Annotated in this window: 24 protein-coding genes and 1 pseudogene; 12 read left to right on the top strand and 13 right to left on the bottom strand. The window is 56.0% G+C overall.

Going from position 1 to position 25,684, the window contains the following annotated elements; all coding sequences use genetic code 11:
- Nucleotides 1–80: 80 nt before the first annotated feature.
- The 5 genes and pseudogenes from ABLV17_RS22085 to ABLV17_RS22065 all read right to left on the bottom strand — a co-directional run bounded on the left by ABLV17_RS22085 (nt 81) and on the right by ABLV17_RS22065 (nt 5,670).
- Nucleotides 81–1,463 carry an MFS transporter gene (locus tag ABLV17_RS22085; RefSeq protein ID WP_213315999.1) on the bottom strand — a complete coding sequence of 461 codons (1,383 nt, stop codon included), beginning with the start codon at nt 1,461–1,463 and terminating at the stop codon, nt 81–83.
- 42 nt (nt 1,464–1,505) lie between these two features.
- The gene (locus ABLV17_RS22080) at nt 1,506–2,525 is read right to left on the bottom strand and encodes a Zn-dependent oxidoreductase (protein WP_308959059.1); all 1,020 of its coding nucleotides are present in this window, start codon (nt 2,523–2,525) and stop codon (nt 1,506–1,508) included.
- Nucleotides 2,526–2,535: 10 nt separating this feature from the next.
- The gene (gene manD / locus ABLV17_RS22075; protein ID WP_087860676.1) at nt 2,536–3,750 is read right to left on the bottom strand and encodes a D-mannonate dehydratase ManD; all 1,215 of its coding nucleotides are present in this window, start codon (nt 3,748–3,750) and stop codon (nt 2,536–2,538) included.
- 142 nt (nt 3,751–3,892) lie between these two features.
- A complete protein-coding gene (locus tag ABLV17_RS22070; RefSeq protein ID WP_047048077.1) occupies nt 3,893–5,176 on the bottom strand; it encodes an MFS transporter in 1,284 nt (427 codons plus the stop codon).
- Between the two features lie 132 nt (nt 5,177–5,308).
- Nucleotides 5,309–5,670: pseudogene (locus tag ABLV17_RS22065) on the bottom strand (YnfA family protein).
- A gap of 113 nt (nt 5,671–5,783) precedes the next feature.
- On the opposite strand from ABLV17_RS22065, the gene ABLV17_RS22060 reads away from it, so the two are divergent.
- Both ABLV17_RS22060 and speG read left to right on the top strand, forming a co-directional pair.
- Nucleotides 5,784–6,125: a DUF1283 family protein gene (locus tag ABLV17_RS22060; RefSeq protein WP_015366763.1), complete on the top strand. Its 342-nt coding sequence runs from the start codon at nt 5,784–5,786 to the stop codon at nt 6,123–6,125.
- A gap of 51 nt (nt 6,126–6,176) precedes the next feature.
- On the top strand, nt 6,177–6,737 hold the full coding sequence (speG, locus tag ABLV17_RS22055) for a spermidine N1-acetyltransferase (RefSeq protein WP_015366764.1): 561 nt from the start codon (nt 6,177–6,179) through the stop codon (nt 6,735–6,737).
- On the opposite strand, the gene ABLV17_RS22050 is transcribed toward speG, so the two are convergent.
- Entirely contained in the window at nt 6,731–7,441 is a 711-nt protein-coding gene (locus ABLV17_RS22050; RefSeq protein ID WP_271032466.1) for a YnfC family lipoprotein, read from the bottom strand. The genes speG and ABLV17_RS22050 overlap by 7 nt on opposite strands.
- A 103-nt stretch (nt 7,442–7,544) precedes the next feature.
- Here ABLV17_RS22050 and ABLV17_RS22045 point away from each other — a divergent pair, with 103 nt between their 5' ends.
- The 6 genes from ABLV17_RS22045 (at nt 7,545) to clcB (ending at nt 13,924) form a co-directional block, all read left to right on the top strand.
- Nucleotides 7,545–7,817: a DUF1161 domain-containing protein gene (locus ABLV17_RS22045; protein ID WP_087860674.1), complete on the top strand. Its 273-nt coding sequence runs from the start codon at nt 7,545–7,547 to the stop codon at nt 7,815–7,817.
- Nucleotides 7,818–7,965: 148 nt separating this feature from the next.
- Nucleotides 7,966–10,389 carry a selenate/tellurate reductase subunit YnfE gene (gene ynfE, locus ABLV17_RS22040; RefSeq protein WP_348854618.1) on the top strand — a complete coding sequence of 808 codons (2,424 nt, stop codon included), beginning with the start codon at nt 7,966–7,968 and terminating at the stop codon, nt 10,387–10,389.
- Nucleotides 10,390–10,399: 10 nt separating this feature from the next.
- Nucleotides 10,400–11,017: a DMSO/selenate family reductase complex B subunit gene (locus tag ABLV17_RS22035; protein WP_348854617.1), complete on the top strand. Its 618-nt coding sequence runs from the start codon at nt 10,400–10,402 to the stop codon at nt 11,015–11,017.
- A gap of 1 nt (nt 11,018) precedes the next feature.
- Nucleotides 11,019–11,876 carry a DmsC/YnfH family molybdoenzyme membrane anchor subunit gene (locus ABLV17_RS22030; protein ID WP_308958112.1) on the top strand — a complete coding sequence of 286 codons (858 nt, stop codon included), beginning with the start codon at nt 11,019–11,021 and terminating at the stop codon, nt 11,874–11,876.
- Nucleotides 11,877–11,918: 42 nt separating this feature from the next.
- A complete protein-coding gene (gene dmsD, locus ABLV17_RS22025; RefSeq protein ID WP_308958113.1) occupies nt 11,919–12,527 on the top strand; it encodes a Tat proofreading chaperone DmsD in 609 nt (202 codons plus the stop codon).
- Nucleotides 12,528–12,628: 101 nt separating this feature from the next.
- The gene (clcB, locus tag ABLV17_RS22020) at nt 12,629–13,924 is read left to right on the top strand and encodes a voltage-gated ClC-type chloride channel ClcB (RefSeq protein WP_308958114.1); all 1,296 of its coding nucleotides are present in this window, start codon (nt 12,629–12,631) and stop codon (nt 13,922–13,924) included.
- Here the strand turns inward: clcB and bioD are convergent.
- The 3 genes from bioD to ABLV17_RS22005 all read right to left on the bottom strand — a co-directional run bounded on the left by bioD (nt 13,877) and on the right by ABLV17_RS22005 (nt 16,947).
- On the bottom strand, nt 13,877–14,572 hold the full coding sequence (gene bioD / locus ABLV17_RS22015; RefSeq protein ID WP_087858536.1) for a dethiobiotin synthase: 696 nt from the start codon (nt 14,570–14,572) through the stop codon (nt 13,877–13,879). The two genes, clcB and bioD, sit on opposite strands and share 48 nt — an antisense overlap.
- Nucleotides 14,573–14,699: 127 nt before the next feature.
- The gene (gene mlc, locus ABLV17_RS22010; RefSeq protein ID WP_087858535.1) at nt 14,700–15,920 is read right to left on the bottom strand and encodes a sugar metabolism global transcriptional regulator Mlc; all 1,221 of its coding nucleotides are present in this window, start codon (nt 15,918–15,920) and stop codon (nt 14,700–14,702) included.
- Nucleotides 15,921–16,044: 124 nt separating this feature from the next.
- Nucleotides 16,045–16,947 carry a LysR family transcriptional regulator gene (locus ABLV17_RS22005; protein ID WP_087858534.1) on the bottom strand — a complete coding sequence of 301 codons (903 nt, stop codon included), beginning with the start codon at nt 16,945–16,947 and terminating at the stop codon, nt 16,045–16,047.
- A gap of 131 nt (nt 16,948–17,078) precedes the next feature.
- On the opposite strand from ABLV17_RS22005, the gene ABLV17_RS22000 reads away from it, so the two are divergent.
- From ABLV17_RS22000 to asr, 3 genes are all read left to right on the top strand, one after another.
- Nucleotides 17,079–18,329 carry an MFS transporter gene (locus ABLV17_RS22000; protein WP_063447887.1) on the top strand — a complete coding sequence of 417 codons (1,251 nt, stop codon included), beginning with the start codon at nt 17,079–17,081 and terminating at the stop codon, nt 18,327–18,329.
- 322 nt (nt 18,330–18,651) lie between these two features.
- Nucleotides 18,652–20,139 (top strand): carboxypeptidase M32, encoded by a 1,488-nt coding sequence (locus ABLV17_RS21995; RefSeq protein WP_308958115.1) that lies wholly within the window; start codon nt 18,652–18,654, stop codon nt 20,137–20,139.
- Nucleotides 20,140–20,311: 172 nt separating this feature from the next.
- Nucleotides 20,312–20,731 (top strand): acid resistance repetitive basic protein Asr, encoded by a 420-nt coding sequence (asr, locus tag ABLV17_RS21990; RefSeq protein ID WP_113374707.1) that lies wholly within the window; start codon nt 20,312–20,314, stop codon nt 20,729–20,731.
- Between the two features lie 158 nt (nt 20,732–20,889).
- Here the strand turns inward: asr and ABLV17_RS21985 are convergent, their stop codons facing one another.
- Nucleotides 20,890–21,147 (bottom strand): hypothetical protein, encoded by a 258-nt coding sequence (locus tag ABLV17_RS21985; RefSeq protein WP_308958118.1) that lies wholly within the window; start codon nt 21,145–21,147, stop codon nt 20,890–20,892.
- Nucleotides 21,148–21,800: 653 nt separating this feature from the next.
- On the opposite strand from ABLV17_RS21985, the gene ABLV17_RS21980 reads away from it, so the two are divergent.
- Nucleotides 21,801–22,613 carry a serine protease gene (locus ABLV17_RS21980; RefSeq protein ID WP_162750230.1) on the top strand — a complete coding sequence of 271 codons (813 nt, stop codon included), beginning with the start codon at nt 21,801–21,803 and terminating at the stop codon, nt 22,611–22,613.
- On the opposite strand, the gene ABLV17_RS21975 is transcribed toward ABLV17_RS21980, so the two are convergent.
- The 3 genes from ABLV17_RS21975 to mdtJ all read right to left on the bottom strand — a co-directional run bounded on the left by ABLV17_RS21975 (nt 22,614) and on the right by mdtJ (nt 25,549).
- The gene (locus ABLV17_RS21975) at nt 22,614–24,770 is read right to left on the bottom strand and encodes a bifunctional diguanylate cyclase/phosphodiesterase (RefSeq protein WP_308958116.1); all 2,157 of its coding nucleotides are present in this window, start codon (nt 24,768–24,770) and stop codon (nt 22,614–22,616) included.
- Between the two features lie 100 nt (nt 24,771–24,870).
- Nucleotides 24,871–25,200 (bottom strand): multidrug/spermidine efflux SMR transporter subunit MdtI, encoded by a 330-nt coding sequence (gene mdtI / locus ABLV17_RS21970; protein ID WP_087858531.1) that lies wholly within the window; start codon nt 25,198–25,200, stop codon nt 24,871–24,873.
- On the bottom strand, nt 25,187–25,549 hold the full coding sequence (gene mdtJ / locus ABLV17_RS21965) for a multidrug/spermidine efflux SMR transporter subunit MdtJ (protein ID WP_087858530.1): 363 nt from the start codon (nt 25,547–25,549) through the stop codon (nt 25,187–25,189). The genes mdtI and mdtJ overlap by 14 nt, the downstream gene beginning before the upstream one ends.
- Nucleotides 25,550–25,684: the final 135 nt, after the last annotated feature.

Below are 25,684 nucleotides of genomic sequence, written 5' to 3'. Positions count from 1 at the left end.
CTGTCGCGTTTCGTGATCCTGCGCGCAATGGCGGGAATGAAGCCGGGAGTAAACCCGGCTATCAAGGGTTAACGATATGATTATGATTTCGCGTATTGGCGGTTCGCGCTCAGCGCCTGACGTGTACCAGCGTCCGCCGCATCATGGTCCAAACTCAGGTCACGGTCGCACACTTCCGGCATCAGTAATGACGAGATAAGACCGATAGCTGAATAGCAAATCAGCATCGCGACAATCGGCCACCACGAACCGGTTACGTTACAGAAGATACCGGCCAGTACCGGCCCGAATCCCACCGCCACCAGACCGCCGGCCTCTTTTGAGATAGCCATTCTGGTGAAGCGATTACGCGAGCCGAACATTTCCGCCATAGTGATATTTTCCAGCGCGAACAAGCCCAGCACCGCCACGTTATGAATGACAATCAGCGATAGCATAATGGTGCTGGCGCTATAGCTTTTATCGACAATAATAGCCAGCATCGGCCAGGCCAGAATAATGGCGGAAATATTCACGATAATATAAGGCAGACGGCGCCCAACTTTATCCGACAGCCAGCCTAACAGCGGGATAGTAATAAAACCAATCACTGAGCTAATCATTAAGGCATCGGTCGGAATAGCCTTATCAAATAATAGAGTCTGTACCAGATATCCAGCGAGGAATGTTTGCAACAAACCGGAATTACCAGCCTGTCCAAAGCGTAACCCGGTCGCCAACCAGAATGATTTGCTTTTTAACATCGCACCGAACGTGTTTTGCGCGGCGGCGGCTTTAGCCTGAATTTCATCGGCTTCGTTGACCTGTTCAAATACCGGGCTCTCTTTCAGATTTAAACGCAGCCAAATGGCAAAGACCATTACCACGACGCTTGCAAGGAACGGAATACGCCAGCCCCAGGCGATGAGTTGTTCGCGATCGAGCAGGAAGAACATCACCGCCCAGATGGCCGTGGCGCTCAGCGTCCCGCAGTTGGTGCCCATCGCCACCAGAGAAGAGATGATGCCGCGTTTGCCCTTTGGCGCATACTCCGCCAGCATGGTGCCGGCGCCGGAAATTTCAGCACCCGCCCCCAGCCCCTGAATAATACGCAGGGTCACCAGTAACACTGGAGCAAAAATGCCAATCTGCGCATAGGTAGGTAAAACGCCGATTAACGTGGTACAAATTCCCATCATGGTGATGGTAATAAACAGAACTTTTTTACGCCCGATGCGGTCCCCCATTTTACCGAATATAAAAGCGCCGACGATCCGCGCAATATATCCTGCGCCATAGGTTCCCATCGCTAATATCAGCGCCATGGCCGCCGACTGTTCCGGGAAAAATATCTCATGAAAGACCAGCGCGGCGCCTAAAGAATAAAGCTGGAAATCCATAAATTCCAGTGCCGTGCCAAGCCAACCGGATACCGCGGCGCGGATAAGATCCGTGGTACTTCTCTCATTTTTAGCTGTCGTCATAATAATAATCTCTAAAGTAGGATACAGCGAGGTTATTTATATTTATGCGTTGAAGGTTAATAACACCTTACAACAATGCTTGCGGTCTTCTTCAAATAACGTCATGGCATCGACAACATGCTCGAAAGCAAACTGATGGGTGATTAGCCGATCAGGATTAATTAATCCGTTTGCCAACCATTCAAGAACCAGCGGGAATTTATTGGCATTAAGTCTGGATGAATAAATAGTGAGCTCTTTGCCGGTGATCCCCTGCTGGGCCACCATTGAAGGTTCGGTAGAAAAACCCATCAGTACGATCCTGCCCGCTGGCGAGGCCAGTGCGACGGCCTCTGCGAAAATCGCCGGGTGGCAGGCGGCGTCGATAATCAGCGTCGGCCGGATCCCCTGCGCTTCCAGCGCCTGCGCCAGCGGCTGTTCATGATTATTGATGGTCCAGTCGGCGCCGTTTTGCTGCGCCATCTGCAGCCGCTCGGGGATCCGATCGGCGACGATCACCTGCTGCACGTTATAGACGCGCTTGAGCACCTGAATGGTGGTCAGCCCCATTGGCCCGGCGCCGTAGACCAGTGCGATATCCTGTTCGCGTGGTTTAGCCTGGCCGGTGACATTCGCCGCAATGGTAAAGGGCTCCACCATTACCGCGTGATGGTCGCTCACGTTCTCCGGTACCGGCCAGGCGTTTTTGGCCGGTACCACCGCGTATTCGCTAAACCCGCCATCGCGATGGACGCCCAGCACCACCAGCGAAGCGCAGACGTTGGGCTTACCGACCGAGCAGGGATAACAGTGGCTGCAGCTGATAACCGGATCAACCGTCACCCGCTGGCCTACGATTTTATCCGTCACGCCCTCGCCCACGGCATCAATCACGCCGAAAAACTCGTGGCCGATGACCCGCGGATATTTGGCGAACGGGTTATGTCCACGATAGATGTGGCTATCTGAGCCGCAAATTCCCGCCAGTTTCACCTTTACCCGTACTTCTCCATTTCCCGGCTGCGGCAGCGGCCGTTCTTCAATCGCCAGCGCGTTTGGCTGTTGGATAACAATGCTTTTCATTTTTCTCTCCTTACCAATTCCACAGCGTGCCATCTTCGAGGCGCGCCACCGGCAGACAGGCGGGTTCATAGGGGTATTTCGCCGCCAGCTTCTCGTCGAATTCGATGCCCAGCCCCGGTTTATCGCCCGGATGCATATAGCCATTGTCAAAACGCCAGCTATGCGGGAAGACCTCCAGCATCTGTTCGGAATAGCCCATGTACTCCTGCACGCCGAAATTTGGCACCCACAGGTCGAAATGCAGCGCCGCCGCCATGCATACCGGAGAGAGATCGGACGGCCCGTGAGAACCGGTACGTACCTGGTACAACGAAGCAAAATCGGCGATACGCCGCATGCCGCTGATCCCGCCGGCGTGGGTAATGGTGGTGCGGATATAATCAATGAGCTGCTCTTCAATCAGCTGTTTGCAATCCCAGATGCTATTAAAGACTTCGCCGACGGCAATCGGCGTGACGGTATGCTGGCGAATTAGGCGGAAGCAGTCCTGATTCTCTGCCGGTGTCGGATCTTCCATCCAGAACAGACGATACTCCTCAACGCTTTTACCAAAGCGCGCCGCCTCGATCGGCGTCAGGCGATGGTGCATGTCGTGCAGTAAGTGCTCGTTGAAACCAAATCGTTCGCGCACGGCGGCAAACAGCCGCGGGGTGAAATCGAGATATTTTTCCGTTGACCACAGCTGCTCTTCCGGCCACACGCCTTTGGTCGCCGGCTCGTACGCCTGACCTTTACCCTTGGCCATGCCGTAGGTGGTTTTCATCCCCGGAATACCGCACTGCACACGGATCGCCTTAAAACCCATTTCCTGATGGCGGGCGTAGTCGTCCAGTACTTCATCAATGGAATGACCGGTGGTGTGGCAGTAGACCATCACCCCTTCGCGCGAGGCGCCGCCCAGCAGTTGGTAAAGCGGCATTCCGGCGGCTTTGGCTTTGATATCCCACAGCGCCATATCAACGGCGGAAATCGCCGACATGGTCACCGGGCCGCGACGCCAGTAGGCACCTTTGTAGAAGAACTGCCAGATATCTTCGATGCGGTGAGCATCACGGCCAATCAGCTGCGGGCAAAGGTGATCTTTCAGGTATGAGGCGACCGACAATTCACGGCCGTTGAGCGTGGCATCACCGAGGCCGACAATCCCTTCATCGGTGGTGATTTTTAAGGTGACGAAGTTACGCCCTGGGCAGGTAACGAACACGTCGGCGGCAACGATCTTCATGGGTAATTCCTTGCATCTGTACGGTTAGTGATCAAAATTAAATCACCAGACCTACTACCATACAAGTATGATATTTAAAAAAGATGCGAAGGATCACAAACGGGTTTGGTTGCGGGGGGCGACTGGCGCCCCCCGTTAGCGATTAATTGATGCGGTCTTTTACGATGAAGAAATAGCACAGCGCCCCGGTAAAGGTCACGCAGGCGGCGATAACCAAGGCCAGGTTGAAGGAGTGCGTGGTATCCACCACCCAACCGGTGACGACCGGCGCAAAAGAGGCGAAAACAAAGCTGCCGAAGTTCTGGATCGCCGCCACCGACGCGACTTTATTTTCGCTAACCATCACCTGTACCAGCCCCCAGGCCGAGGTCCCGGCAAAGTGGACGCAAAATAGCGCCATGGAGATAAACGCCACCGCCTGGGTCGGCGAACTCGATTGCACCACCAGCAGCGTGCCGAGCGCGGAAAGCGTCAGGCCAACCACAATCGCCGTTTTGCGCGTTTTCGCCAGATCGTAACCGCGGCGCGCCAGCGCATCGACCACTAGCCCGTTGACCCACATGCCCACCGCCGCGGCCAGGAACGGGATCGCCGCCACCCAGCCGGTTTTCGCGAGGCTCAATCCCTGCTGCGCCTGCAGATAACCCGGCAGCCACGCAATATACAGCCAGCCGGTATAGTTAACCCCGGAGAAGCCTAAAATCATGCCCCAGGTGGTGCGCCGTTTGAACAGCGCCAGCCACTCGCTGAATACCAGCGTTGGGCGCGCTTTTTCCGGCGCCGCCAGATACTGGCGCTCCTCCTGTTGCAGGTCGAACTGGGCGCGGTTGCGATACCACGCGTACCAGCACAGGCCCACTACGATCCCCGCAAGGCCGATAACCACGAACATGGTGCGCCAGCCCCAGGCAATCTGCATCAGCACCAGCGCCGGCGGCGCGATCGCCTGGCCAAGCACCGTTGACGAGTTAAAAATGCCGACCGCGGTGCCGCGCTCTTTTTGTACGTACCAGTCGGTAATGGATTTTACCCCCGCCGGCATAAACGGCGCTTCGCCAATACCAAGGCCAATGCGCAGCAAAATAAAGTGGCTAAAGGAGTTCACTACCCCGGTCAGCGCCTGCATCAGTGACCAGAAAATCAGCCCCGCCCCCAATACAATTCGCGGGCCGAAGCGATCGAGCAAAATACCCGAGGGCAGCTGCGCGAAACCATATGATAGCGAGAAGGCGGAAAGCAGTACGCCAAATTCGGTCGCGCTGAGCCCAAGATCGCCACGGATGGCTTCTCCGGCGACGCTTAATGACGAACGATCGAGAAAGTTGACGATACCGGCGATAAACAGCAGCGTCAGGGTGACTTTTTGCACCCGGCCAATGCGCACGGGTTTGGCGCCAGCTTCGCTGGCAAGGGTTTGTGTAGCCATAATTGCCTCTTACGATAAACAGCACGATGCGGTTAGGGTAAGTAAGGCAACTAGTCGGCTACCATACAAGAATCAAGGTTAAAATTAGCGTGGATGATCACAAAGGGCGATTTTTTATCCTGCTGCGCGACGTTAAGCCCGCCCCCAGCCAGCAACGATGATCAGCATGCCGCACAGCGCAATCGCCGCGCCCGCCCAATCATAGTGGCTCAGCTTCACGCCGTCGACGAAACGCAGCCACAACAGCGCAGTACAGACGTAGACGCCGCCATAGGCGGCATACACTCTGCCGCTGGCCTCCGGGTGCAGGGTCAGCAGCCAGACGAACATCGCCAACGCCATCGCGGTCGGGATCAGCAGCAGCGGCGAACCTTCCCGCTTCAGCCATAGCCACGGCAGATAACAACCGATGATTTCGCACAGCGCGGTAGCAAAGAAAAGTAACGTGGTTTTCAGCATTAAAGTTTGGTAAATGAGACAATTTGTTGCACCAGTGTACGCGATAATGTGCCTGAACCCATGCCATTTTGTCCGGTAGGCGCGGGTGGCGAGTTGTAGTAAACTTGTCCAACTGGTTAACCCTTTTTATCACTCAAAGGAAATCGTGATGAAAATGACACGCAATAAACGCTGGTGCCTGACCGCCCTGCTGGCGGCAAGCGCAATGGTCTATACCGCTTCGTCCTTCGCGCAAACCGACAAACTGGTGATCGAGTCCGGCGACAGCGCGCAGAGCCGTCAGCAAGCCGCAATGGAAAAAGAGCAGTGGAACGATACCCGCTCGCTACGGCAGAAGGTGAATAAACGCGCGGAGAAAGAGTGGGACAAAACCGACGTCGCCTTCGATGCGCAGGATAACTGCCAGAAGAGCGCCAACGTCAACGCCTACTGGGAACCTAACACCCTGCGCTGTCTTGACCGCCGTACCGGTCGCGTTATTACGCCATAATTCCCCGGCGCCCGTGGGCGCCATCCTCTATTAATGCACACAGGATTTCCCATGTCTGACGCCCCTCACGTCAAACTCCGCCCGCTTGAGCGCGAAGACCTGCGCTTCGTCCACCAGCTTGATAATAACGCCAGCGTAATGCGTTACTGGTTTGAAGAACCTTACGAGGCCTTCGTCGAACTCTCTGACCTTTACGACAAACACATTCACGATCAAAGTGAACGCCGTTTCGTCATCGAATGCGATGGCGAAAAAGCCGGGCTGGTTGAACTGGTGGAGATAAACCACGTTCACCGTCGCGCCGAGTTCCAGATTATTATCTCCCCGGAATATCAGGGCAAAGGGCTGGCGACGCGCGCCGCTAAGCTGGCAATGGACTACGGCTTTACCGTTCTGAATCTGTATAAGCTGTATCTGATTGTCGATAAAGAAAACGAAAAAGCGATCCACATCTACCGCAAACTCGGTTTTATGGTCGAAGGCGAGCTGATTCACGAGTTCTTTATCAACGGCGAATACCGCAATACCATTCGCATGTGCCTGTTCCAGCATCAGTACCTTGAGAAACATCGTCCTCAAGGCCAGACGCTACTCAAGCCCACGGCTCAGTAGTAGTCGATACTGTTTTTGATGCTGTAGTGTCGCGTCACCGCCGGCTGGACGCTTTCATCGACAACCTGCATCTCGCAGCGGATCGGGTTGTCGTGATCGTCATAGTCACAGGTTTGATTCACCTTACCTAACGCGCGATCGTTAAATACACTCACCGCGCTGTAATCGAGCTTTTTACGCGGATCGGTGGACGGCGTCGATACGACACTGAAGCGCTCATCTTTCGCGGTGGTGGTTTTGCCCAGCGGATAGCCTTCGCTGTCGTAGCGATAGCTGGAAGTGCTTTCTTTCCCAAGAGCCTTCACCACAAACCCGTTGTCATCAGTCTCCCAGCTGACGCCCGCCGCCGGCATCTCGGCGAGCTGGCATTTCCCCTGCAGCCGCAGGCGTTTCTCCTGCGTTTGCGCATCGAGATAGTAATTCGCGTCCAGTACTAGCGTGGCGCCGGTTTTGTTTTCGAGGTCGGTAAAATCCAGCAGATCGAAACAGCCTTCTGCCGACACCTGCGCACGCACCCGCTTCACCATTTCCCCCTGGTCATCAAACAGAATTTGGGTAAAGGTTTTAACCGGGCCGCGCAGCGGGTCGAACTCAAACTCATTGGAAAAACTGGCCATCTCCGGGGTAAACGCCGCCGGTGTTGACGGCTTGTCACAGGCGCTGAGCAGCAACGCCGCCGGGATCAGCAAAAACAGTTTATTCACAGCCGCTACCTTTTTGGGAACATTCCAATCATTTTAGCAAATACAATTGTTTACACCAATTCTGCTATGCTTAAAACTGGATGACATCAATAAGGAGCTTATGATGAAACTATCCCCATGGTTGTGCGCGGCCCTGCTGCTGGGTTCGGCATCCGCACTGGCAGCGCCGGACTCCTGCGAGCGGGTAAAAGGCGAGATCCAGCAGAAGATTATCAACAACGGCGTACCGGCCGACGGTTTTAGCCTAGCCATAGTGCCGAACGATCAGCCTGACCAACCCGGCGCTCAGGTGGTGGGCCACTGCGCGAACGACACCTTCAAGATAATCTATACCCGCAGCGGCGACGCGGCGGCGACCGATTCAGACGGGCAATAACCGCCGCTTTCGAGTGAAGGATCTTATCTCTGGTTGACCGGAGATAAGATTCGCCTACCCCTATTTAAGTATTATTCCTCACCCATGCGCCAGCAGCCCCGCGGTTGCCAGCGGCATTTTGCATAATAAAAATCATGGAGTGAGCACAATGTCCAACCCTGAACATCCCGGCGGCGTCAGCCGTCGCACCCTCATAAAATCCTCAGCAATCGGTTCACTGGCCCTGGCCGCCGGCGGCCTGTCCCTGCCTTTCAGTCTACGCGCCGCGGCCGCCGCCGTGCAGCAAGCCACCGGGGCTGAAGAAAAAACCGTCTGGGGAGCCTGCTCGGTTAACTGCGGCAGCCGCTGCGCGCTGCGCCTGCACGTCCGCGACAACGAAGTGGTGTGGGTGGAAACCGATAATACCGGCCACGATATCTACGGCGATCATCAGGTTCGCGCCTGCCTGCGCGGGCGTTCTATTCGCCGGCGTATCAATCACCCCGATCGTCTTAACTACCCAATGAAACGCGTCGGCAAACGCGGCGAAGGAAAGTTCGAGCGCATTAGCTGGGCGGAAGCGCTGGATACCATCGCCGGGAATCTGGAACGCGTGGTGAAAGAGTACGGCAACGAAGCGGTCTATATTAACTACTCTTCCGGAATTGTCGGCGGCAATATGACCCGCTCTTCCCCTTCCGCCTCGCCGGTGATGCGGCTGATGAACTGCTACGGCGGCTCTCTTAACCAGTATGGTACCTACAGTACGGCGCAGATCGCCTGCGCCATGCCCTATACCTACGGTAGCAACGACGGCAACAGCACCTCGGATATTGAAAACAGTAAACTGGTGGTGATGTTCGGCAATAACCCGGCGGAAACCCGCATGAGCGGCGGCGGCATTACATGGTACCTGGAGCAGGCCCGCGAGCGCTCCAACGCCCGTATGATCGTCATCGACCCACGCTATACCGATACCGCGGCAGGGCGTGAAGATGAGTGGATCCCGATTCGTCCCGGTACCGATGCCGCGCTGGTTGCCGGTATCGCCTGGGTATTAATTAATGAAAATCTGGTAGACCAGCCGTTCCTCGATAAATACTGCGTCGGCTACGATGAGAAAACCTTGCCGGCCGGCGGCCACTATAAGGCCTATATTCTTGGCCAGGGGGACGACGCTACCGCCAAGACGCCGCAGTGGGCCTCGCGCATTACCGGTATTCCCGCCGATCGCATCATTAAGCTGGCGCGCGAAATTGGTATGACCAAACCCGCCTATATCTGCCAGGGCTGGGGCCCACAGCGCCAGGCGAACGGCGAGCTCTCCGCGCGGGCTATCGCCATGCTGCCGATTTTAACCGGCAACGTCGGCATTAACGGCGGCAACAGCGGCGCCCGCGAATCGACCTATACCATCACCATTGAGCGCCTGCCGGTGCTGGAGAATCCGGTAAAAACCGCCATCTCCTGCTTTAGCTGGACCGACGCTATCGCTCGCGGGCCGGAGATGACCGCCACCCGCGACGGCGTGCGCGGCAAAGAGAAGCTGACGGTCCCTATTAAATTTCTGTGGAACTATGCTGGCAACACCATCATTAACCAGCATTCCGATATCAATAAAACCCACGATATCCTGCAGGACGAGAGCAAATGCGAGATGGTCGTGGTTATCGAAAACTTTATGACCTCGTCGGCAAAATACGCTGATATTCTGCTGCCGGACCTGATGACCGTCGAACAAGAAGATATCATTCCTAACGACTATGCCGGCAATATGGGCTATCTGATTTTCATCCAGCCCGCCACCACGGCGAAGTTCGAACGCAAACCTATCTACTGGATCTTAAGTGAAGTAGCAAAACGCCTTGGCGACGATGTGCATCAGCGCTTCACCGAAGGGCGAACTCAGGAGCAGTGGTTACAGTATCTGTACGCCAAAATGGTCGCCAAAGACCCAGCGCTGCCGGGCTATGACGAGCTTAAAAAAATGGGCATCTACAAGCGTAAAGATCCGAACGGCCATTTCGTCGCCTATCGCGATTTCCGTCGCGACCCTGAAGCGCATCCGCTAAAAACGCCTTCCGGCAAAATTGAGATTTACTCCAGCCGCCTCGCCGAGATTGCCGCCCGCTGGCAACTGGAAAAAGGCGAAGTCATCAGCCCGCTGCCGGTCTATGCCTCCACCTTTGAAGGTTGGGACGATCCGTTACGCAACCAGTTCCCGCTGCAAATGTTTGGCTTCCATTATAAGGCGCGTACCCACTCCAGCTACGGCAACGTCGATGTCTTACAAACGGCCTGCCGTCAGGAAGTGTGGCTTAACCCCATCGATGCTGAAAAACGCGGAATTAAAAACGGCGACATGGTGCGCGTCTTTAATCAGCGCGGCGAGCTGCGTATTCCGGCAAAGGTCACGCCGCGCATTATGCCAGGGGTAACGGCGATGGGTCAGGGAGCGTGGCACGATGCCAATATGGCCGGCGATCGCGTCGACTACGGCGCCTGCATGAACACCCTCACCACCCAGCGGCCTTCACCGCTGGCGAAGGGAAACCCGCAGCATACCAACCTGGTCGAAATCGAGAAGGTTTAAGGAGTAAACCATGAGCGCTCAATACGGATTTTTTATCGATTCCGCCCGTTGCACCGGTTGCAAAACCTGCGAGCTGGCCTGTAAAGACTACAAGAACCTGACGCCGGACGTCAGCTTCCGTCGTATCTACGAGTATGCCGGCGGCGACTGGCAGGAGGACAACGGCGTCTGGAATCAGAACGTTTTTGCCTACTACCTCTCTATCGCCTGTAACCACTGCGAAGACCCGGCGTGCACCAAGGTCTGCCCGAGCGGGGCAATGCACAAGCGCGAAGATGGTTTTGTGGTGGTTAATGAAGAGGTGTGCATTGGCTGTCGCTACTGCCATATGGCCTGCCCGTACGGCGCGCCGCAGTACAACGCCGCTAAAGGGCATATGACCAAATGCGATGGCTGTCACGAGCGTGTGGCACAAGGCAAAAAGCCGATTTGCGTCGAGTCCTGCCCGCTGCGGGCACTGGACTTCGGGCCGATTGCCGAACTGCGTGAAAAGCACGGCCAACTGGCCGCCGTGGCGCCGCTGCCGTCAGCGCACTTCACCAAGCCGAGCATTGTGATAAAACCAAACGCCAACAGCCGTCCGTGCGGCGATACCACCGGCTATCTGGCCAATCCGAAGGAGGTCTGAAATGGGAAATGGATGGCATGAATGGCCGCTAGTTCTGTTTACGGTACTGGGGCAATGCGTAGCTGGCGCAGTCATCGTCAGCGGCCTGGGCTGGGTGTCGCTCTCCGGTCAGCGCGAATCGCGAGAGCGGCTGGTGCGCAGTATGTTCTTTATCTGGCTATTGATGGGAATAGCTTTTCTCGCGTCTGTAATCCATCTCGGCTCGCCGCTACGCGCATTTAATTCACTGAACCGCGTTGGCGCTTCAGCGCTCAGTAATGAAATCGCCAGCGGCGCCCTCTTCTTCGCCGTTGGCGGATTCTGGTGGCTACTGGCGGTGCCAGGAAAAATGCCGGCGGCGCTCGGCAAAATCTGGTTGTTTCTCACCATGCTGCTGGGGTTGCTGTTTGTGATGGCGATGACCCGGGTCTACCAAATTGACACCGTGCCAACGTGGTACAATGGCTACACCACCAGCGCGTTCTTCCTGACGGTACTGCTCGCCGGTCCGCTGTTCGCTGCCCTGCTGCTGAAGCTGGCGAAAGTTGACTTCAACGGCTGGTTTTTTGCCGCTATTAGCGTGGCCGCACTCATCATCAGCGTGGCCGTTGTTGTCTTGCAAAGCGCTGACCTCGCCACGATCCACAGTTCAGTACAACAGGCGAACGCCCTTCTCCCGGATTACGGCGGGCTGCAGGTGCTACGGCTGCTCCTGCTGGCGCTCGGTCTCGGCTGCTGGCTGTGTCCGTTAATCCGCCGCCAGCCGCCGCGCGCCACCGGGTTATTCATCGGGCTGGTATTGGTTTTAGTCGCGGAGTGTATAGGCCGCGGCCTGTTTTATGGCCTGCATATGACCGTGGGTATGGCGGTTGCGGGTTAACGAGACGGCGCGCCTGTGCGCGCCGCAGTAAGGAATAGGGTAATGATGCAGATCCCAAATCGCGACGCCGTCGCACTAAGCGCCCGCACGTTGGGCGCGCTGTTCTCTTTTGCACCGAATAGCGAGCAAAACGCGCCGCTGGTCGCCGCTTTTCTCGATGGTAGCTGGCAGCCGCAGTGGCCGTTCCCGGTCTCCGATTCACTGGCAATAGACTTCGCCGCCAGCAGCGACGAGGCGCTGCCGCAAGCCTGGCAGCGTCTGTTTATCGGCCCATGGGCGCTGCCCGCTCCGCCATGGGGCTCGGTGTGGCTGGATAAAGAGTCGGTGTTATTCGGCGACTCTACGCTTGCGCTGCGCGAATGGATGCGGGCCAGCGGTATCGCGCTGGATATTGAGCGCAACGAACCCGAAGACCACTTCGGCACCTTGCTGCTGCTGGCCGCATGGCTGTGCGAAACAAATCAGGATGAGTTGTTTACTCAACTGCTGGCCTGGCATTTACTGCCGTGGTCCGGGCGTTTCCTGAGCGTCTTTATTGAAAACGCCGGGCATCCGTTCTATCGGGCGCTGGGCCAACTGGCGCAGTCGACGCTGGCTAACTGGCAGGAAAATTTGCCCATCACGGTGGCGGAAAAGCAGCTGTATCGTTAACTCACCCGCCGCGTCGATCCCCGGCGCGGCACTTATAGCTTTTGCATCTAAGGTTATTCCCTATCACAATAACGCTATGACTCCCAATTTCACTCCCGCCCATGCATCGTCTTCATAACTATCCTGATGTGCAGGTGATGTTCCGTCGCCTGATCATCGCCACGCTCGTCGGCATCTTTGCGGCGCTGGCCGTGGCGCTGTTTCGCCACTCGATGCTGGTGCTGGAAACATTATTTCTCGGTAACGATAGCGGTAGCCTGGTGAACGCCGCGCAGTCGCTGCCGTGGTGGCGTCGACTGCTGACGCCAGCGCTTGGCGGGCTCGCCGCCGGGACATTGCTGTGGCTATGGCAACGGCGTAGCGTCTCGCGTCCGCACGCCCCGACCGATTACATGGAAGCGCTGGAAACCGGCGATGGCTGTTTCGATACGCCGGCAAGCCTCGTGAAATCGCTGGCGTCGCTGCTGGTGGTTGTAACCGGCAGCGCCATTGGCCGCGAAGGGGCCATGATCCTGCTGGCCGCGCTGGCCGCCTCGCTGTTCGCCCGCCGTTTTACGCCGCGCGCTGAATGGAAGCTGTGGGTCGCCTGCGGCGCTGCCGCCGGGATGGCCAGCGCCTATCATGCGCCGCTGGCGGGTAGCCTGTTTATTGCCGAAATTCTCTTCGGCACCCTGATGCTGGCCTCGCTCGGGCCGGTGGTGATCTCTGCGGTGATCGCCCTGCTGCTGACCAATCTACTCAACGGCGGCGCCGCGCCGCTGTACCACGTCGTCTTTCAGCAAAACCTGACCGCGCTGCATTACGCATTAATGCTGGCAACCGGCCTGCTGGCCGGGCTGTGCGGGCCGCTATTCATCTGGCTGATGGACTACAGCCACCGTGGCTTCGTGAGACTGAAACTGTCGCCGTCGTGGCAGCTGGCGCTGGGAGGCCTCATCGTCGGCATGTTATCGCTTATTACCCCGGCGGTGTGGGGCAACGGTTATAGCGTTGTGCAAAGCTATCTGCTATCGCCGCCGCTATTTAGCGTCATTATCATCGTCTTTGTCTGTAAGCTGTTGGCGGTGCTGGCCAGCAGCGGCTCCGGCGCGCCGGGCGGCGTTTTTACCCCGACGCTATTCGTCGGGCTGGCAATAGGAATGCTGTTCGCTGCTTTTAGCGGTCTGTGGCTGCACGGGGATCGCGATATGGCGATTATGATTGGTTTAACCGGAATGGCGGCGTTTCTCGCTGCGACAACGCATGCGCCGATGATGTCGACGCTGATGATTTGTGAAATGACCGGGCAGTATGTGCTGCTGCCCGGTTTATTGATCGCCTGCGTACTGGCATCGGTACTGTCGCGGACGTTACGCCGGGATTCGATCTATCGCCATTACGCTGCCGAGAACGTCTAAATCAACATACTGGCTGAGTTCACGCTGTTCGGCGCGCGGCAGATAAGGCAGCTCGCCAATCAGCGGCGCAGGCAGCTTTTTGCTCAGCACATCGATGATTTCAGCGTAGTGCGCAAGACCAGGGTTAATGCGGTTGGCGACCCAGCCGATTAACGGCAGACCATCGTTGGCCACCGCCTGAGCGGTCAATAACGCATGGTTGATACACCCTTCCTGAATGCCCACCACCAGCACCACCGGCAGTTGCTCCTGCACCACCCACTCGGAGAGCGGGCGTAAATCGTTCATCAGGCTGCGCCAGCCGCCGGTACCTTCCACCACGACATGATCCACTTTGCCGCTGAGCTGCTGCAGGCCGTCGCTTAATAAGCCGTAGTTGATCGGGCAGCTGTGCGCCACGCTGCTTTCTTCTTCACTTAACGCGATGGGATTGACAGCATCATACGGCAGCGACAGCGTCGACACGCTCTGTAAGACCAGCGCGTCTTTATTACGCAGTCCGTCCGGCGTCTCTTTGCTGCCCTTCGCCACAGGCTTATACCCGGCGACGCTTTTACCACTGGCAGCAAGTGCCTGCAGCAGCGCGCGGGAAACCACCGTCTTCCCGACAGCAGTGTCAGTACCTGTTATAAAGAAACGCTTAAACATCACTAACCCCAAAGTTGTGTATACGAAAGATACATAAGAGAAATAATCAACAGTGGGAAAAGTCTACGCGAAGCCGCCGGGGCTCAGATTGAGATAGCGCAATTTTTGGTGCGACTATGAAAAAATGTTAACCCTGTAACAGTCGGATAAGGAGCGATCCGTTATAGAGGGCGTCTTTCACCAAAGCCGCGCCAGCCATCGTTCCGCGGTTTGAGAACTGGGTACTCTCAACCGCGATATGACGACTATAGGCCGGTAGCGCCTGTTGCCGAATACAGTCAGAAATTGCCGGAAACAAAATATCGGACGCCTGGTTGAACGGCGAACCAATAAGGATTTTTTGCGGGTTAAACAGGTTGACCATGATAGCCAGAATACGCCCTACATGGGCGCCAACGCCGGTAATGATATCCCGCGCCAGTAAATCCCCCTGCTGCGCCGCCTGGCATAACCATTCAACGCTTAACTGCTGTTGATGCAGCATAGAGCTCATCGATTTTGCCATGCGCATCTGCGCCAGCTCCAGCACGCTTTCGACACTGGCGATGGTTTCCAGGCAGCCATGGTTGCCGCAATAGCAGCGTTTACCATAAGGATCGACCTGGGTATGGCCAATCTCCACCAGGCTGCTGCTGCCGGCGTGCAGCAGGCGGCCATCGGTGATCACTCCCGCGCCGACGTTGTGGTCGATCACCACCTGGATGACGTCGCGCGCGCCCCGTGATGCGCCAAACAACGATTCGGCCATAGTCCAGGCGCTGATATCGTGCTGTATATAGACCGACACCCCGGTGTGATTAGCCAGCGCTTCACCAAGCGGCATGTCTTTCACATCATCGTAAAATGGCATCCGGTGAATGATGCCGTTTTCAGTATCGATGATCCCCGGCAAGGTGATGGCGATAGCGGTAAGGCGCTCAAGCTTGTGCTGATGGCGAATAAAAAACTGATCGATTTGCTCGATGATCCGCGTCAGCAGCGGTTGCGCATGCTGCAGCGGCAGATCCAGTTGTTCTTCCACCACCAGCTTGCTGCTCAAATCGCGCAGCGCCAGGTGGATTTCCCCCCGACTGATGCGCAACGACAAATAATGCCAGGCTTCCGTTTCAACCATCAGCCCGACCGCAGGGCGGCCGCGGCTCCCCGGCTCCTGGATTTCTGTCTCCTGCACCAGATGCGCTTCCAGCATCTCGCGAACAATTTTGGTAATGCTGGCCGGCGCCAGTTGCGCAAATCGGGAAAGGTCGATACGCGACACCGGGCCAAGCTGATCAATCAGGCGATATACCGCGCCGGCATTGGTCTGCTTTATTTGATCGATATGGCCTGGTTGACTGTCCGCTACCACCGTTGACTCCCTTTATTTTCGCGCTTCGAAATAAACTTTTGGCTATGGTGAAGCACTTCGATGGTGCACGTCAAATTTTTACTTAGCCTTGTGATTTGCCGCACATTTTTACCCCGTTTTTGTCTTAATTCGCCAGGGCGGCGGCAGCGAGAAGATAATCGCGAAAGCGCTGCGCCGCCAGACCCTGTTCACGGTGTTTGGCCCACACCAGCCACATTTCCGACACCGCATCGGGTTCACTAATCGGCAGCCAGCGCATTTCATTTAACTGCACCCGCTTAAACGAGGCCGGTAGGATCGATACCCCAAGACCTGAAGCCACAAGGCCAATGATGGTCATTGCCTCGCCGACCTCCTGGGTGATAACGGGCGTGGTATCGTAGCGGCGCATCAATCCGAGAATATCGTCATACAGGCCGGTACCAACGTGCGGATCGAAAAAGACAAACGGCTCGCGCGCCAGCTCAAGCAGACTGACCGCTTGCTGACGGGCCAGGGGATGATCGCTGGGCACCATCGCCAGTAGCGGTTCGCGCAGCACCCTTTCCCAGCACAAGGTATCCGGCAGCTGCGTGTTGCGCATCAGGCCAAGGTCAAGCACCCCTTCATTCAGCGGCACGATCTGTTCGCGGGTGTTGGTTTCGCGGGTCTGGATATGGACATCGGGAAAGCGGCGACGAAAAGTGGAAAGCGTATCGGAAACCGCTTTGATAAATGGCGCCGACGAGGTGAAGCCGATACGCAGTTCACCGGTTTCACCGTGGTGCAGGCGCCCGGCGCGAGCGGCGGCATCTTCAACCTGCGTCAGTATTTGTCGGCTATCGGCGAGGAACTGCACTCCCGCCGCCGTCAGGCTGACGCTGCGATTAGTGCGGGCAAACAGCCGCGCGCCAATTTGCTGTTCGAGAATCTGAATTTGCTGGCTTAACGGCGGCTGGGAGATGTTGAGGCGCGCCGCCGCGCGGCCAAAATGTAGCTCTTCTGCTACGGCGACGAAGTAACGCAGATGACGCAGCTCGATATTCATATTTAAAACATCTTATTTGAGATTATTAATATATTAGACGGAATATTTACAATTTTATACCCTAAAAATGTGAGCTGAATGGTCACATCAGTTTGTTTGTAATCCAGCGGTATATAAGCAAGGAATTCTCCGTGAGTAACACAACAACCGCCGGCACCGCGCCGGCGAGCAGCGCCAGCGATAAGGCCGTAAACCAGCCAAATCAATTTATTAAACGCGGTACCCCGGCGTTTATTCGCGTCACCCTGGCGCTGTTTTCCGCCGGACTGGCGACATTCGCCCTGCTCTACTGCGTGCAGCCTATTCTGCCGGTGCTGTCGGGCGAGTTCGGCGTAAGCCCTGCCAGCAGCAGTATTTCGTTATCGATTTCCACCGCGATGCTCGCCGTCGGGCTGCTTTTCACCGGACCGCTGTCTGATGCCATTGGTCGTAAACCGGTGATGGTCACTGCCTTACTGTTGGCGGCGTGCTGCTCATTATTATCAACGATGATGACCAGCTGGCACGGTATTTTGATCATGCGCGCGTTGATCGGCCTGTCGCTCAGCGGCGTGGCCGCCGTGGGAATGACTTATCTCAGCGAGGAGATCCACCCAAGCGTGGTGGCGTTTTCGATGGGGCTTTACATCAGCGGTAACTCAATAGGCGGCATGAGCGGCCGCCTGCTCACCGGGGTCTTTACCGATTTCTTCGGCTGGCGCGTGGCGCTGGCGGTGATAAGCGCCTTCGCCCTCGCAGCGGCAATTATGTTCTGGCGTATTCTTCCCGAGTCTCGCCATTTTCGCCCTATTTCGTTGAAACCGAAAACGCTGCTGATTAACTTCCATCTGCACTGGCGCGATCGCGGACTGCCGCTATTGTTCCTCGAAGGTTTCCTGCTGATGGGCGCATTTGTGACCCTGTTCAACTATATTGGCTACCGCTTGATGATGTCGCCATGGTCGCTGAACCAGGCGGTGGTTGGCCTGCTGTCGGTCGCCTACCTGACCGGGACCTGGAGTTCGCCAAAAGCCGGCGCGCTGACGGTGCGCTATGGCCGCGGGCCGGTGATGTTGTTCTTTATTGCGGTGATGCTGTTTGGCCTGCTGATGACGCTATTCTCGCCCCTGTGGCTGATTTTCATCGGCATGCTGCTGTTCTCCGCCGGCTTTTTTGCCGCGCACTCGGTCGCCAGCAGTTGGATCGGACCACGGGCGCGTCGCGCGCGCGGCCAGGCATCCTCGTTGTACCTGTTCAGTTACTATCTCGGTTCCAGTATTGCCGGGACGCTCGGCGGGGTCTTCTGGCATCATTACGGCTGGAACGGCGTCGGCGGCTTTATCGCGCTCCTGTTAATGGCCGCGCTGCTGACGGGCGCCTGTTTGCACAACCGCCTGAAATAATCGTTAAACGACGTGACCTTACGGGTCACGTCCGCTCACCACAGCCCGAGCACCGACGGCAACCCCAACAGTTCTCTGAGAGCATCCATAGAAAGCAGTGCGAAAAACACCCACGTGAACGGATTCATACTCGCCTCCGCTGACAGCCAGCGCCTGTAATTAGTGTAGTCGCTGGCGAGGCGCGCCGTCCGTTATGGTATTCACATACGCATTTTTCGCCGCACGCAAAATGTCGTTCCCACGACTCGACCAAATCCCCCCGACGCGCTAGTGTACCCTCTGACAACAGATTTATTTCACTCGCCACAGGCCAGCAGAGACTATGACTGAAAACAACAACTATCAGCAGCTCACCCGCACATTCCAACGGCTCTCCCGCTTCTCTCACCTTGCCGCCATCGCCGGCTGGGATATGTTCGCCATGATGCCGCCCGGCGGCAGCCGAGCGCGCGGCGAAGCGCTGGCGGAGCTCGGGGTGCTGCAGCACCAAATTTTGACCGACAAGAAGGTTGGCGAATGGCTGCGGCACGCCCAACAGGAAGACCTTAACGATCTGGAGCAAGCTAACCTGCGCGAAATGACCCGGCAGTATCAGCAGGCGGCGCTACTGCCGGAAAGCCTGGTGGAGGCGAAATCACTGGCCGGCAGCCGCTGCGAACATGCCTGGCGCAGCCAGCGTCCGGCTAACGACTGGCAGGGATTTGCCGAAAACCTGCGCGAAGTCGTTAAGCTCAGCCGCCAAGAGGCGCAGATCCGAGCCGAAGCGAAAGGGTGTTCCCGCTATGACGCCCTGCTGGATATTTTTGAACCCGACATGACCAGCGCGCGTCTTGACGTGCTATTCGCCGATCTGAAATCCTGGCTGCCGTCGCTGCTGGCAAACGTCGTCGATAAGCAAGCGCAGAAAACGCTGCTCGAGCCGCTGGGGCCCTTCGCCATCGCCGATCAGCGCGAGCTGGGGCTGGAAGCGATGCGGGTTTTAGGCTTTGATTTTGACGGCGGGCGTCTGGATATTAGCGCACACCCCTTCTGCGGCGGGGTGCCAGAGGACGTCCGGATCACCACCCGCTATAACGAAAACGATCTGCTCAGCGCGCTATTTGGCGTGATCCACGAAACCGGCCACGCGCGCTATGAACAGAACCTCCCGCGTAGCTGGGTCGATCAGCCGGTTGGGCTGGCTCGCTCAACGGCGATTCATGAATCTCAGAGTCTGTTCTTCGAAATGCAGCTTGGCCGCAGCGAAGCCTTCCTCAACCGCCTGCTGCCCGCCGTGCGTCAACGCTTTGGCGACCAGCCGGCGTTCAGCGCGGAAAACTTTATCGCCTGGAACCAGCGCGTGAAGCCGGGCTTCATTCGCGTCGATGCCGACGAAGTCAGCTACCCGGCGCACGTCATTCTGCGCTACGAAATCGAGCGGGCGCTGATCGACGGCGATATTGAAGTAGACGATATTCCAGCCCTGTGGGATGAGAAAATGCAGAGCTGGCTGGGTATTTCGACCCTCGGCAACTATCGTGACGGCTGTATGCAGGATATTCACTGGACCGATGGCGGTTTCGGCTATTTCCCTTCCTATACGCTGGGGGCGATGTACGCCGCACAGTTAATGGCGGCCGCCAGACGCGCGCTACCGAATCTCGCGCAGGATATCGCCGGCGGCGATTTTAACGCCCTGTTCGACTGGTTGCGGCAAAATATCTGGCAACACGGCAGCCGCTTTACCACTTCGCAGCTGATTAAAAATGCCACCGGCGAAGATCTCAACAGCGAGTATTTCCGCCAGCATCTTACCGCCCGTTATCTCTAAGCCTGTGCGCCGGGGCCTGCTCCGGCGCGTTTCGCCTGACCAGACGGGTATTGTACAAACGGTTACACGCCGATACCAAACACTCACGGAAAGCTCGAAAAGACAAGCATATAGTTACTTCAACGGCCCCGCAGTGGGGTTGAAATGAAGAAACCTTTTCGAGGATATCAGAATGAAAAAAGTATTAGCTCTGGTCGTTGCCGCTGCTATGGGTCTGTCTTCCGCTGCTTTCGCTGCTGATGCAGTAAGCACCACTCAGGCACCTGCTGCTGCAACTCACAGCACCACTGCCAAGACCACTCACCATAAGAAACATCACAAAGCTGCCGCCAAACCGGCTGCAGAACAAAAGGCCCAGGCTGCCAAGAAACACAAAAAAGCCGCGGCAAAACCTGCAGTAGAGCAAAAAGCTCAGGCTGCGAAAAAACACCACAAAGCCGCCGCTAAACCGGCCGCGCAGAAAGCTCAGGCTGCCAAAAAGCACCACAAAACTGCCGCTAAACCAGTAGCGCAGAAAGCTCAGGCTGCCAAAAAACACCACAAAACCACTAAACACACCGCGGCTAAACCTGCTGCTCAGCCGGCTGCATAATCTTTCCGGTTAGTCTGGTTTTGTATAAATCGGCGCTGTTTCAGCGCCGTTTTTTTCTGGAGAGCGCTATGCTGCGACGTTATCGTTTTGAGCTCATCCTGATACTGCTGATAATCTGCGCGCTGGTGGCAACCCGCTTTTTCCTCTACTAGGCGTCGCTATTCATCCCCCTCAATGGGAAAACCGGCTGCACGTATCGCCTGACGGCAATCGCTGACTCCCGCCGCATATCCCGCTTCAATTTCGCATACCGGGCTCGCGCTGGAGAAAGGTAAGCGAATCGGCGTCGCCAGTTGACGTTCCAGCTCGCTAATTTTTTGCCGCGCCGCCAGCAGCTCCACCGCCAATTCAGCGGTCGACACTTCGCTATCTGCTCCTGTAATCACCGCCCGTAATCGCGTCTCATCGATAGTCATCATATCCGCCAGTTCTGCATTCACTGGCGGATATTATAGCCCACGCCACCTCACGGCGCTGGCGGGTCATTACAGGGCATGTACCGCCTCAATGACGAGATAGCCCATCGCGCCCCACATAAAAATTGAAACCAGCGAAACATAAACTAATGCGCGAATACCTTGTTTAGACATACACCCTCCCACTGCGGGAAATGACATTGCGCTTATGATGGCCGGGTCAACCTCACATTTCACTCAATGGGAACCAGCGAAAACGATGTTTACAGTGAGAAAATGTTTCGTAGTGAAAATAATTGAGAAGATGGTAAAAAAACGCCAATGACGATGAACTTTCGTGCTCGCAAGGCGACTAAAACACCCGCAAAAAATTGCGCTTTGCGAATGTCCTGCAAGGCAAAGTGATTATTTTTCCCGCGCTTTACGTACGTTCCGATACACGAATTATGTTGCGTTACCCGCCGCTTTCTGCGGAAATGACGACAGCAGAGATAATGCGTTAACCATCTGAATTCACATGGTTCTTGCATAGATGAAATGACTTCAGGATTCATTTTAACTGCCGTTTGGCTTAATAAAAATTATTCTTAACTTTCATAAACTTAAATCTCCTGCTACTTTCAATAGACATAATTATCTCCCCAGAGAGTGATATGCGTAGAGACGTACTGTTATTACTGTGTTCGTTTTGTATTTTTCCTCTGTTTGCTCACGCCGATGATGACGGCATGAGCGCGAAAGATATCAAAACGCTTTTTTTCGGCCATGACGATCGTAAAGCGGTCAGCGACCCGGCCAGTTCCCCGTGGGATGCCATCGGCCAGTTAGAAACCGCCAGCGGTAATTTGTGTACCGCAACGCTGATTTCGCCGCATCTGGCCCTCACCGCCGGTCACTGTTTGCTGCAGCCGCCGAAAGGCAAGCCGGATAAGGCCGTCGCGTTGCGTTTTATCTCGCGTAAAGGTAATTGGGTCTATGAAATTCACGGGATTGATGGCCGTACCGATCCGTCGTTGGGTAAACGGCTTAAAGCGGACGGCGATGGTTGGATTGTTCCGTCTTCCGCAGCCCCCTGGGACTTTGGCCTGATCGTCCTGCGCTACGCGCCCGGCGGCATTACGCCAGTTCCGGTTTTCCGCGGTGATAAAGAAGCGCTAACCGCGGCGCTGAAAGCAACGGACCGCAAAGTGACGCAATCCGGTTACCCGGAAGATCATCTGGATAGCCTCTATAGCCATCAGGATTGTCTGGTGACGGGATGGGCGCAGGCCTCAGTTCTATCACATCAATGCGATACGCTACCGGGAGACAGCGGTTCTCCGCTGCTGTTAAAAACGGAAAACGGCTGGCAGGTCATTGCGGTGCAAAGCTCGGCGCCGGGCCCGAAAGATCGCTATCGCGCCGATAACCGGGCTATTGCCGTGACCGGTTTTCTCGACAAGCTGGAAGCGCTGGCCAATGAGTGATTATCCCTGCTGCTGGCGCAGTTGAAGCAATGAATCGATCGGCATCGGTTGACTGAAATAATATCCCTGAAGTCGATCGCATCCCGCCCGCCGCAGCAGCGCCAGCTGCTGCTGACTTTCAACCCCTTCGGCAACCACGGTGATCCCCAGCGCATTAGCGATACGTACCGTGCCGCGCACCAGTTCTGCCGCCTGCGGGTCGACATCCACCAAGCCGGCTAACGACTTATCAATCTTCAGACTATCAAAACGACAGCTGCGTAGATAACCAATACTGGAATAACCAATACCGAAATCGTCCAGCGCGACGGTGATACCCAACGATTTCAGGTTTTCGATAGCCACGCGGGCGCGCTCCGGGTTTTCCAGTACGTAGCTTTCGGTCACCTCAAGCTGCAGGCGGCGCGCAGGAAACTGACAGCGTCCCAGGGTTTGGATCACCCGCGTTTCAAATTCCGGGTCGCGGAACTGCGCCGGTGAGATATTGACGGAAAGGAGCAGATCTCCCATCGGCTGTAAATCGTAACAGGCTTGCGCTAGCGCAAACTGACCAAGCGCGTAGATCAATCCGCTACTTTCGGCGATGGGAATAAAAGCATCCGGCGCCAGCGGGCCTTCAGGGCGCCGCGACCAGCGCAGCAACGCCTCTACGCCTTCCATCACCAGCGTATCGGCGTTGACAATCGGCTGATACCAGACATCAAATTCGCCTTTCTCGAGACCTTCGCGGATGCCATTTTCGATGTGTAGCTGGTGCTGGCGCGTTTCGTTAAGGGTGTCATCATACCAGGCCGCTCTCCCCTTACCGCTCTTCTTCGCGTGGTACATAGCCATGTCTGCGCGACGAAACAATTCGGTACTGGAACAAACCGCCGGCACGCCGCTGGCAATACCGATACTGGCGCTGATATATATTTTGCGCGCGCTGAGTTCAATGGGCGATTTTAATAATTCCAGTACCGCCCAGGCAAACGCCGAAGCCTGATTAACCGCTTGTTCACCGCTGACGGTCATGGCGAATTCATCCCCGCCCATCCGCGCCAGCATCGCCCCCGCCGGAACCCGATCCTGCAGTTCGCGGGCAATATGCGCTATCAGCGCGTCGCCAACGTCATGGCCGTAGTTATCATTAACGTCTTTGAAACCATCGAGATCGATAAATACCACGCTTTGCATTTCATTCTTGCCGCAGTCGCCCATCGTATTCAAACGTTCGATCAACGCCCGACGGTTCGGCAAACGGCTCAGCCAATCGGTCAACGCATTTTTTCGCGCCTGCTGTTCGCCGCGCGCCAGTTTGTATAGCCCCAGGCTACTGAGCAGAATGAATAGCAGAATTAAACTCGCCGCCAGAATGGCGATAAGCCTGATGCTGTTTGACGCGGCGCGCGCCGCCTCAGCACCAGGAAGGCGCGGCTGCCAGCTCAGATATGCCAGCGTTTCGCCGCCTTCTGTACGTAATGGTACGCTGTATTCGCCGGCGAACTGCGTCGTATGCAGGCGATTAATCTGGAAAGTAGTCCCCAGGGTTTCCAGCATGGTCGGATTAATGTGTCGGGTAATGACCAGATAGCGACGGGTCTTGTCATAAACCGGCAAGCGGCCGATCGTCGGGCGAATCAAGCCGATACCGACAAACGCGATACCTGCGCGAGTACGGGTAATACCAGCAAAGGCATTTTCACCGCGTCTCAGCGCATCCGCGTGCTGCTCGATAAGGGTTTGTAACCCGCTGCCGAAAAAACCAATATCGGATTCGGTAAATGGCTCGCTGCGAAAAGCCCCCCACAAGATGCGATAGTTTTCATCCAGGATAAAAGTGCCGTCGTAGAGATTATTAATCTTAAAACCCGATCCCCACGAATCATACAGCCAGTGTGAGTCAAGATGGGGCGTATAGGTTTGTTTAACCGCATCATCCCAAATCGAATTATCCAGTACCAATGACAGCACCCGATTGACCGATGTCTGTACAGCCCCTTCCACCGAGAGCATCGTACGGTGCTTATCAATTTCGTTGGTTTTAATACTGACCAGGTGTTGTGACAAATAGAAGAGAGAAATAACGGAGACCACCAGCCCCAGGCCGGCGAGAAAGACCAGTACGGAAAGAATTTTGGCAGAGGGGATATTCCGCCAGCCTGGCAAAGGGATCATGCGCTGTCCTCATAGCGGCCTACAGAAAGATGCCGAATCTGCTTTTTAAGCGTAATACAGAGGACAGAATTTGCCGCCTGCCTACGCAGGCGGCATCATATCAAGCCAGTTTTATCAATACCATGCCGGCTACCAGCAGCACGACGCCTACCCAGCCTTTATGATTAAGGCGTTGTCCGAAGAGGATCCAGCCGGCGGCGATAGTCGCCGCGATCCCAAACCCGCCCCATAACGCATAAGCGACGGAAAGGTCGATACCTTTTACCGCCTGCGACAGGGCGCTGAAAGCGCCTAGCACCGCCGCCAGCGACAGAATACCGTAGGTCTTACGACGGAAACCGTCGGAAAACTTCAGAAATACGTTCGCGGTAATTTCCAGTACGATAGCCAGCGCCAGCCAGGCGCCGTGAATCCACTCAAACTGTTGCATGAGCTTTCTCCTCGCGCTGTTTCACCGCTTTCCTGGTGCCGGACTTAATCAGCACAATACCCGCGACCAGCGTTGCCAGCCCGGCCAGTTTTACGATAGACAGGCTTTCGTCAAACAGCAGCACGCTGAATACGGTAATTAATAAAATACCGATACCTTCCCATAGCGCATACGCCACACCGAGAGCAATTTTTTTAACGGCGAAGGCCAGGAAAATATATGAAAGCGCAATCATTGCCAGCATTAAAATATAGCCTGTATGACCGCCGCTGACGCTGGCCCATTTCATAGACAGCGTGCCGGTTATTTCAGCAACGATAGCTAAGGCTAATAAAATCCAATAAAACATAATCCCTTCTCCTGCTTGAGAATACAATCCATGACGGCTCACGAAGGTAAACCGAAAAAATTCTGACGTAGTTTTAGCCGTGCGCGGTGCGCCAGCTCAGGCAGAGAGAATGGGACTATAGCGCTGAGCGCCAGT

This window comes from Klebsiella sp. CN_Kp091 (genome assembly GCF_040065095.1).
Taxonomy (GTDB): Bacteria; Pseudomonadota; Gammaproteobacteria; order Enterobacterales; family Enterobacteriaceae; genus Klebsiella; species Klebsiella aerogenes.
This window is presented reverse-complemented; position numbering and strand designations above follow the sequence as displayed.

What these genes read in the sequence shown, in the direction of transcription:
- ABLV17_RS22085 (WP_213315999.1), bottom strand. Translation starts at nt 1,463, where the DNA reads ATGACGACAGCTAAAAATGAGAGAAGTACCACGGATCTTATCCGCGCC.
- ABLV17_RS22080 (WP_308959059.1), bottom strand. Translation starts at nt 2,525, where the DNA reads ATGAAAAGCATTGTTATCCAACAGCCAAACGCGCTGGCGATTGAAGAA.
- manD (WP_087860676.1), bottom strand. Translation starts at nt 3,750, where the DNA reads ATGAAGATCGTTGCCGCCGACGTGTTCGTTACCTGCCCAGGGCGTAAC.
- ABLV17_RS22070 (WP_047048077.1), bottom strand. Translation starts at nt 5,176, where the DNA reads ATGGCTACACAAACCCTTGCCAGCGAAGCTGGCGCCAAACCCGTGCGC.
- ABLV17_RS22060 (WP_015366763.1), top strand. Translation starts at nt 5,784, where the DNA reads ATGAAAATGACACGCAATAAACGCTGGTGCCTGACCGCCCTGCTGGCG.
- speG (WP_015366764.1), top strand. Translation starts at nt 6,177, where the DNA reads ATGTCTGACGCCCCTCACGTCAAACTCCGCCCGCTTGAGCGCGAAGAC.
- ABLV17_RS22045 (WP_087860674.1), top strand. Translation starts at nt 7,545, where the DNA reads ATGAAACTATCCCCATGGTTGTGCGCGGCCCTGCTGCTGGGTTCGGCA.
- ynfE (WP_348854618.1), top strand. Translation starts at nt 7,966, where the DNA reads ATGTCCAACCCTGAACATCCCGGCGGCGTCAGCCGTCGCACCCTCATA.
- ABLV17_RS22035 (WP_348854617.1), top strand. Translation starts at nt 10,400, where the DNA reads ATGAGCGCTCAATACGGATTTTTTATCGATTCCGCCCGTTGCACCGGT.
- ABLV17_RS22030 (WP_308958112.1), top strand. Translation starts at nt 11,019, where the DNA reads ATGGGAAATGGATGGCATGAATGGCCGCTAGTTCTGTTTACGGTACTG.
- dmsD (WP_308958113.1), top strand. Translation starts at nt 11,919, where the DNA reads ATGATGCAGATCCCAAATCGCGACGCCGTCGCACTAAGCGCCCGCACG.
- clcB (WP_308958114.1), top strand. Translation starts at nt 12,629, where the DNA reads ATGCATCGTCTTCATAACTATCCTGATGTGCAGGTGATGTTCCGTCGC.
- bioD (WP_087858536.1), bottom strand. Translation starts at nt 14,572, where the DNA reads ATGTTTAAGCGTTTCTTTATAACAGGTACTGACACTGCTGTCGGGAAG.
- ABLV17_RS22005 (WP_087858534.1), bottom strand. Translation starts at nt 16,947, where the DNA reads ATGAATATCGAGCTGCGTCATCTGCGTTACTTCGTCGCCGTAGCAGAA.
- ABLV17_RS21995 (WP_308958115.1), top strand. Translation starts at nt 18,652, where the DNA reads ATGACTGAAAACAACAACTATCAGCAGCTCACCCGCACATTCCAACGG.
- asr (WP_113374707.1), top strand. Translation starts at nt 20,312, where the DNA reads ATGAAAAAAGTATTAGCTCTGGTCGTTGCCGCTGCTATGGGTCTGTCT.
- ABLV17_RS21985 (WP_308958118.1), bottom strand. Translation starts at nt 21,147, where the DNA reads ATGACTATCGATGAGACGCGATTACGGGCGGTGATTACAGGAGCAGAT.
- ABLV17_RS21980 (WP_162750230.1), top strand. Translation starts at nt 21,801, where the DNA reads ATGCGTAGAGACGTACTGTTATTACTGTGTTCGTTTTGTATTTTTCCT.
- ABLV17_RS21975 (WP_308958116.1), bottom strand. Translation starts at nt 24,770, where the DNA reads ATGATCCCTTTGCCAGGCTGGCGGAATATCCCCTCTGCCAAAATTCTT.
- mdtI (WP_087858531.1), bottom strand. Translation starts at nt 25,200, where the DNA reads ATGCAACAGTTTGAGTGGATTCACGGCGCCTGGCTGGCGCTGGCTATC.
- mdtJ (WP_087858530.1), bottom strand. Translation starts at nt 25,549, where the DNA reads ATGTTTTATTGGATTTTATTAGCCTTAGCTATCGTTGCTGAAATAACC.